The following is a 5,998-nucleotide window of genomic DNA, read 5'->3' on the forward strand; positions in this document are numbered from 1 at the left end:
CCTTTGGAAAACAGAAAATTCGTGCGCATGACCTACCCAAAGCGTCCCCCCGCGCGGACCAAGGGCTTTAGCCCGCCGCGAGGGGCCGGGGGGGGCGGGCCAGTTCCGGCCCCCCACGACCCGCCCGCCGGCGCGCGCCCCCCCACCCCCCACCCCGCCGGGCCGCCCGGCCGCCCGGTCGCGGCGCGGCGGGCTAAAGCCCTTGTTCCGCGCGGGGGGACGCTTTGGGTAGGTCATGCGCACGAATTTTCTGTTTTCCAAAGGACTACAGACATCCGGCCCTTTTCTGGTCTTCATGACTTGGGGTCCAATGTCAGCTATTGCGAGAGAAGTAACAGTATTCGCGATGGCTTTTGATGCCTATCTCTCTAAGCTGAAGGGGTAACACAACTACGGATAAGAAAGATGGCCAAGACTTCAGAGGACGCCAAATACCATTTCAAGATTTGGAACGGACCAAACGAGGTTTTTGATGAGGACTCGCCCCTACATTATGTAGAGAACTACAATGACCCTCGAGACTTCGGCGAGTTGGCGGGCGACTATGCACTGGCAGCCCAAAGTGTATTCGATCAGTATAGTAAAAATCAGTTAACCAACTATATCGCCCCACTCTTGCACCTCATCAGGCAATGTCTTGAACTCGACTTGAAATGGCTATGCAGTCAGGTTGCGCATACGGAACACCAAAAGCACTTCGAACCTGAGCACACTCACAACTTGAAGGCATTATGGGACGAAAGCATGCCTTGGATCATGCAAAATATACCATTAATTGCTAGAGACGTGCGTTTGGACGCTACCTTTCGGTTGGTTCAGGCCTTCCATTCGATAGATCCAAATGGTGATTTGTTTCGCTTTGGTTTGTCAAAGGTCGAGGCCTTTTCGGCGAGGAAGAGTGCAGATCGTGTTGGGTTCAAGAAGTCACTTTTTCCCGACTTCGAAAACGCGCACTATTTTTGTCAGCACTGGGCATTAGTTGTCGCTTGGGGATATCGCGGAGGCGGAAATGAGGAAGAGTGGCAATGCTCTACCCCTGGTGGATGGAACCCATTGAGTTTTCCCCGGATTTAATTGCCAAATCTCTCTTCGACATTTTCCACAGAATCCAAAATTTTATTCACGTACCTCTCGCTCGCCGCGAACGTCACCACCGGCACCCCCAAATTCACCCATTCACCACCTTCGGCGCCCCCGTCGCCATATCCGTCCCCACATACCGCTTCTTCGCCGCCTTCCACGCGCCAAAGCCGCCCTCCAGATGCGCCACCCGGTCCATCCCCGCCTCGATACACAGCCGCGCAACCTTCTCCGAGCGCACGCCCGAGCCGCAGTGGAACACGATCCGCTTCTCCGACTGCCCCGGTAGCCTGCGCGCCTCGAAGAACGGCAGCGGCAGAAGCAGCGCGCCGCCGATATGCTCGAACCCGTATTCCTGCACCGTACGCACGTCGATCAGCACGATCTCGTCGCGCTCGAAGGCCTCCGCCACCTCCTCCACGTCCCATGTCTCCAGCACGGCTTGGCCAACATTCTCCGTTTTCATCTCGCTCTCCTCTCAGAACCTGTTCGCCGGGATCTTGAAATACCTGTTCCCGTCCGCCTCCGCCTCCGGAAGCCGCCCGCCCCGCAGGTTCACCTGCAACGCGTACAACATCCGGTCCGGCAGCCCGAGCGTCGCGTCCCGCTCATCCCGCAGCTTGACGTAGTCTTCCCGCGACACACCCCCGCCCACATGCGGGTTCCGCGCCCGGTGCTCCGCCACCGTGGCCTCCCAGGCCGGGTCCTCCCGGTCATCCACCGGCGGATAGTCATGCCCGATGAAGAGCCGCGTGGCGTCCGGTAGCTCCAGGATCCGCTGCAAGCTGTCATAGAGCACGCTCGACGACCCGCCCGGGAAATCCGCCCGCGAGGTGCCCACGTCCACATGCATGAACGTGTCATGCACGAAAGCCGCGTCGCCCACCACGTAAGTCACCGACCCCAGCGTATGCCCCGGCGACAGCATCACGCTGACCTCCAGTTCCCCAATGCGAAACCTGTCGCCATCCGCAAACAGCCGGCTGAAATCCCGCTCCGGGTCGAACACGCCCGGCATGTTGTAGAGATCGGCCCAGAGATGGGCGATCTCCACCACCTTCTCGCCAATCGCGTTCGGTGCGCCCGTCTGCTCCGCCAGCCAGCTTGACGCCATCAGGTGATCGGCATGGGGATGCGTATCCAGCACCCATGCCACCTCCAACCCCTCGGCCCTGACGAAATCCAGCACCTCCCGCGCGCTCTCCGTCCCCGTCGTCGCACTCGCCGGGTCGAAATCCAGCACCACGTCGATCAGCGCCGCCTTCCGCGTCGCCGGGTCGGCCACGACATACTGGATACTGCCCGTGTCGGCCTCGTAAAACCCGGTCACCTCCGGCGATCCTGCCCCGTTCGACGGGCTCCTGCGGCTGAACATCACGACCCTCCGTTCCTCGCCTCACATATAGTTAATTGAATATGTTACACTGCCAACCCCAAACCGATAATTCTCTCCACCCCGCCCGCGTTCCCGACTGGCAGAATCGTTCCCACCCATGCTAGGTTTAGCGGAATGAACACGATCAGCCCCAATATAAGCCAAAATCGGCCCGTCATCCGCCAGCTCGACGAAGCCGCGGTCAACCGCATCGCGGCCGGCGAAGTCGTGGAACGCCCGGCCTCCGCGGTCAAGGAGCTGGTGGAAAACGCCCTCGATGCCGGCGCGCGGCACATCGACATCGCCTATGCCGACGGCGGCAAGACCCTGATCCGCGTCGCCGATGACGGCTGCGGCATGGCCGCGGACGACCTGCCCCTCGCGCTCACCCGCCACGCCACCTCCAAGATCGACGGCACCGACCTGCTGAACATCCACTCCTTCGGCTTCCGGGGCGAAGCGCTCCCCTCCCTCGGCGCCGTCGGCCGCCTCACCATCACATCCCGCCCCCCCGGCGCCGACGGCTGCGAAATCGCCGTCACCGGCGGCCGCCTCGGCCCCGTCAAACCCGCCGCCCTCAACGCCGGCACCATCGTCACCCTGCGCGACCTCTTCCACGCCACCCCCGCGCGCCTCAAGTTCATGCGCTCCGACCGGGCCGAGGCGCAGGCCATCACCGACACCGTCAAGCGCCTCGCCATGGCCGAGCCCTTCACCGGCTTCACCCTCCGCGACGTCTCCGGCGGCGGCGAGGGCCGCGTCACCTTCCGCGCCGATGCCGAAACCGGCGACCTCTTCGACGCCTTCCACGGCCGCCTCACCGGCATCCTCGGCCGCGACTTCACCGACAACGCCATCCGCCTCGACGCCGCCCGCGAAGGGCTTCACATGACCGGCTTCGCGGCCCTGCCCACCTACTCCCGCGGCTCCTCGGTCACGCAGTACCTCTTCGTCAACGGCCGCCCCGTCCGCGACAAGATGCTCTACGGTGCCCTCCGCGCCGCCTACCACGACTTCCTCAGCCGCGACCGCCACCCGGCCGCCGCCCTCTTCATCGACTGCGAGCCGGTGCTGGTCGACGTCAACGTCCACCCGGCGAAATCCGAGGTCCGCTTCCGCGACCCCGGCCTCGCCCGCGGGCTGATCGTCTCGGGCCTCCGCCACGCGCTGGCCGAGGCCGGGCACCGCGCTTCCTCCACCGTCGCCGGCGCCACCCTCGGCGCCATGCGCCCCGAGCAGACCACCCCCCGCATCTACCAGATGGACCGCCCCTCCCCCGCCGCCCGCGCCGCCGCCTACCAGGCCCAGGCCCCCGGCTTTGCCGAGATGCAGGACAGCTACTCCGCCCGCGTCGAACCCACCCGCGAGGCCGTCACGCCAGAGACGGACGAGCAGCCGCAAGAACCACGCCCGCAATCCCTCCCCCTCGGCGCCGCCCGCGCGCAGGTCCACGAAAACTACATCGTCGCCCAGACCGACGACGGCATGATCCTCGTCGATCAACACGCCGCCCACGAACGCCTCGTCTACGAGAAACTCAAGCGCCAGATGGCCGAGAACGGCGTCCGCGCCCAGGCCCTCCTGATCCCCGAGATCGTCGACCTCAGCGAGGCCGACGCCGCCCGCCTCCTCGACGAAGCCGAAGAGCTCGCCACCCTCGGCCTCACCATCGAACCCTTCGGCCCCGGCGCCATCGCCGTGCGCGAAACCCCGGCCATCCTCGGCCCCTGCAACGCCGGCGCCATGCTCCGCGACATCCTCGACGAGCTCTCGGACGAGGGCCAGTCCCTCACCCTGCGCGCCCGCATCGAGGCGATCCTGTCGCGCATCGCCTGCCACGGCTCCATCCGCTCCGGCCGCCGCATGTCCGCCGACGAAATGAACGCCCTCCTCCGCGAGATGGAGGCGACCCCCCATTCCGGCCAGTGCAACCACGGCCGCCCCACCTATGTCGAACTCAAACTCGCCGATATCGAACGGCTCTTCGGGCGCACATGATCCAGATCGGTGACACCAGTCTCAACCTTTCGGACCCGCTCACCCTCGCCGCCCTCGGCGCCGGCGTGCTGCTTCTCATCATCACCGTCCTGCTCTTCGCCGCCATCCGCGCCGCCTCCCGCTCGGCGCGGCTGACCGAGCCCCTGATCCGCCAGATGGGCGACCTCGGCCAGCGCGTCCAAGGCCTCTCCGACGGCCAGCACCAGCTTTCCGGCGGCCTCACCCACGTGGCCGAGGCGCAGTCGAAGGCGCAAACCAACATGCTCCACCTGATGGAAAAACGCCTCGCCCAGGTGCAGGAACAGATGAACGAAAACCTCCACGGCTCCGCCCGCCGCACCGCGCAATCCCTGGGCGACCTGCAACAACGCCTCACCGCCATCGACAAGGCGCAGGAGAACATCACCAAGCTCTCGGGCGACGTGCTCACCCTGCAGGACATCCTTTCCAACAAGCAGACCCGCGGCGCCTTCGGAGAGATCCAGCTGCACGACATCGTCTCCAAGGCGCTGCCCTCCGACAGCTACACGCTGCAATCCACCCTCTCCAACGGCAAGCGGGCCGACTGCCTCATCCACCTGCCCAACCCGCCGGGCCCCATCTGCATCGACAGCAAGTTCCCCCTCGAGGCCTACGAGGCCCTCCGCAACGCCGCCGACGACCGGCAGGTGCAGGAGGCCGCCCGCTTTCTCAAGACCTCCGTCCGCAAGCACATCAGGGACATTGCCGAGAAATACATTCTCGACGGCGAAACCGCCGACGGCGCGCTGATGTTCCTGCCCTCGGAAGCGGTCTACGCCGAGCTCCACGCCAACTTCCCGGAACTCGTCCGCGAGGGGTTCGAGGCCCGCGTCTGGATCGTCTCGCCCACCACCTGCATGGCCACGCTCAACACCATGCGCGCCATCCTCAAGGATGCCCGGATGCGCGAACAGGCCGGCGCCATCCGCCGCGAACTGGGCCTGCTCTTCGCCGATGTCGACCGGCTCGGCAACCGCGTCGAGAACCTAGACCGCCACTTCCACCAGGCGGCCAAGGACATTTCCGAAATCAAGATCTCCGCCGACAAGGCCGGCCGCCGCGCCAAGCGCCTCGACAATTTCGACTTCGAGGAACTGGCCCCGGAAACCGAACCGACGATCGTGAAGCTGACCAAGCCCGAGGGATGACCCTGCGACGCAAAGCTTAACATCGCCCTACCCCCACCGTCCGCCCCGTTCACGAACCGGCCCTCTCGCCCGCCCCGGCCCGCGCCACCGCAAAAAACACCGACAAAATACCGACGTTATACCGACGCGATACCGACATCGGCTTTTCCCGGCGATTTCCGATGGTTAACGCGGATTTCCTCGCCGAACCAGCAGCCACCGCCGACCCGTCCATTTTCCCGGCCCGTAAACCTTTCCGTAGCAACTGTCTTTCTCATCCCGCCACTGGCTGGTGCTCCCTCTGATCCCGCAGCATGGCATTGAGGATAGTGAGCAGCTTGCGGGCGCAGGCGATGATGGCGAGTTTGACGGGCTTTCCCGCCTCCTGCAGCTTGCG

Annotated in this window: 5 protein-coding genes and 1 pseudogene; 3 read left to right on the plus strand and 3 right to left on the minus strand. The window is 64.7% G+C overall.

All coding sequences use genetic code 11. From position 1 onward, the window contains the following. Positions 1-405 precede the first annotated feature (405 nt). Positions 406-1,074 carry a hypothetical protein gene (locus RLN94_RS03190; protein ID WP_350130664.1) on the plus strand — a complete coding sequence of 223 codons (669 nt, stop codon included), beginning with the start codon at positions 406-408 and terminating at the stop codon, positions 1,072-1,074. 94 nt (positions 1,075-1,168) lie between these two features. Here the strand turns inward: RLN94_RS03190 and RLN94_RS03195 are convergent, their stop codons facing one another. Next, positions 1,169-1,546: a rhodanese-like domain-containing protein gene (locus RLN94_RS03195; protein WP_350130663.1), complete on the minus strand. Its 378-nt coding sequence runs from the start codon at positions 1,544-1,546 to the stop codon at positions 1,169-1,171. A gap of 12 nt (positions 1,547-1,558) precedes the next feature. Beyond that, positions 1,559-2,455 carry an MBL fold metallo-hydrolase gene (locus RLN94_RS03200; RefSeq protein ID WP_350130662.1) on the minus strand — a complete coding sequence of 299 codons (897 nt, stop codon included), beginning with the start codon at positions 2,453-2,455 and terminating at the stop codon, positions 1,559-1,561. Positions 2,456-2,590: 135 nt separating this feature from the next. Between RLN94_RS03200 and mutL the strand changes: the two genes are divergently transcribed. Both mutL and RLN94_RS03210 read left to right on the plus strand, forming a co-directional pair. After that, positions 2,591-4,453, plus strand: a complete 1,863-nt coding sequence (gene mutL, locus RLN94_RS03205) for a DNA mismatch repair endonuclease MutL (RefSeq protein ID WP_350130661.1) — start codon at positions 2,591-2,593, stop codon at positions 4,451-4,453. Further along, complete coding sequence (locus tag RLN94_RS03210) at positions 4,450-5,622, plus strand: DNA recombination protein RmuC (protein WP_350130660.1); 1,173 nt, start codon at positions 4,450-4,452, stop codon at positions 5,620-5,622. Before mutL ends, RLN94_RS03210 begins: the two co-directional genes overlap by 4 nt. A gap of 253 nt (positions 5,623-5,875) precedes the next feature. Here RLN94_RS03210 and RLN94_RS03215 read toward each other — a convergent pair. Next, positions 5,876-5,998, minus strand: a pseudogene (locus RLN94_RS03215) (IS110 family transposase); the annotation flags it as partial.

The organism is Roseovarius sp. (assembly GCF_040223625.1).
Classification (GTDB): Bacteria; Pseudomonadota; Alphaproteobacteria; order Rhodobacterales; family Rhodobacteraceae; genus Roseovarius.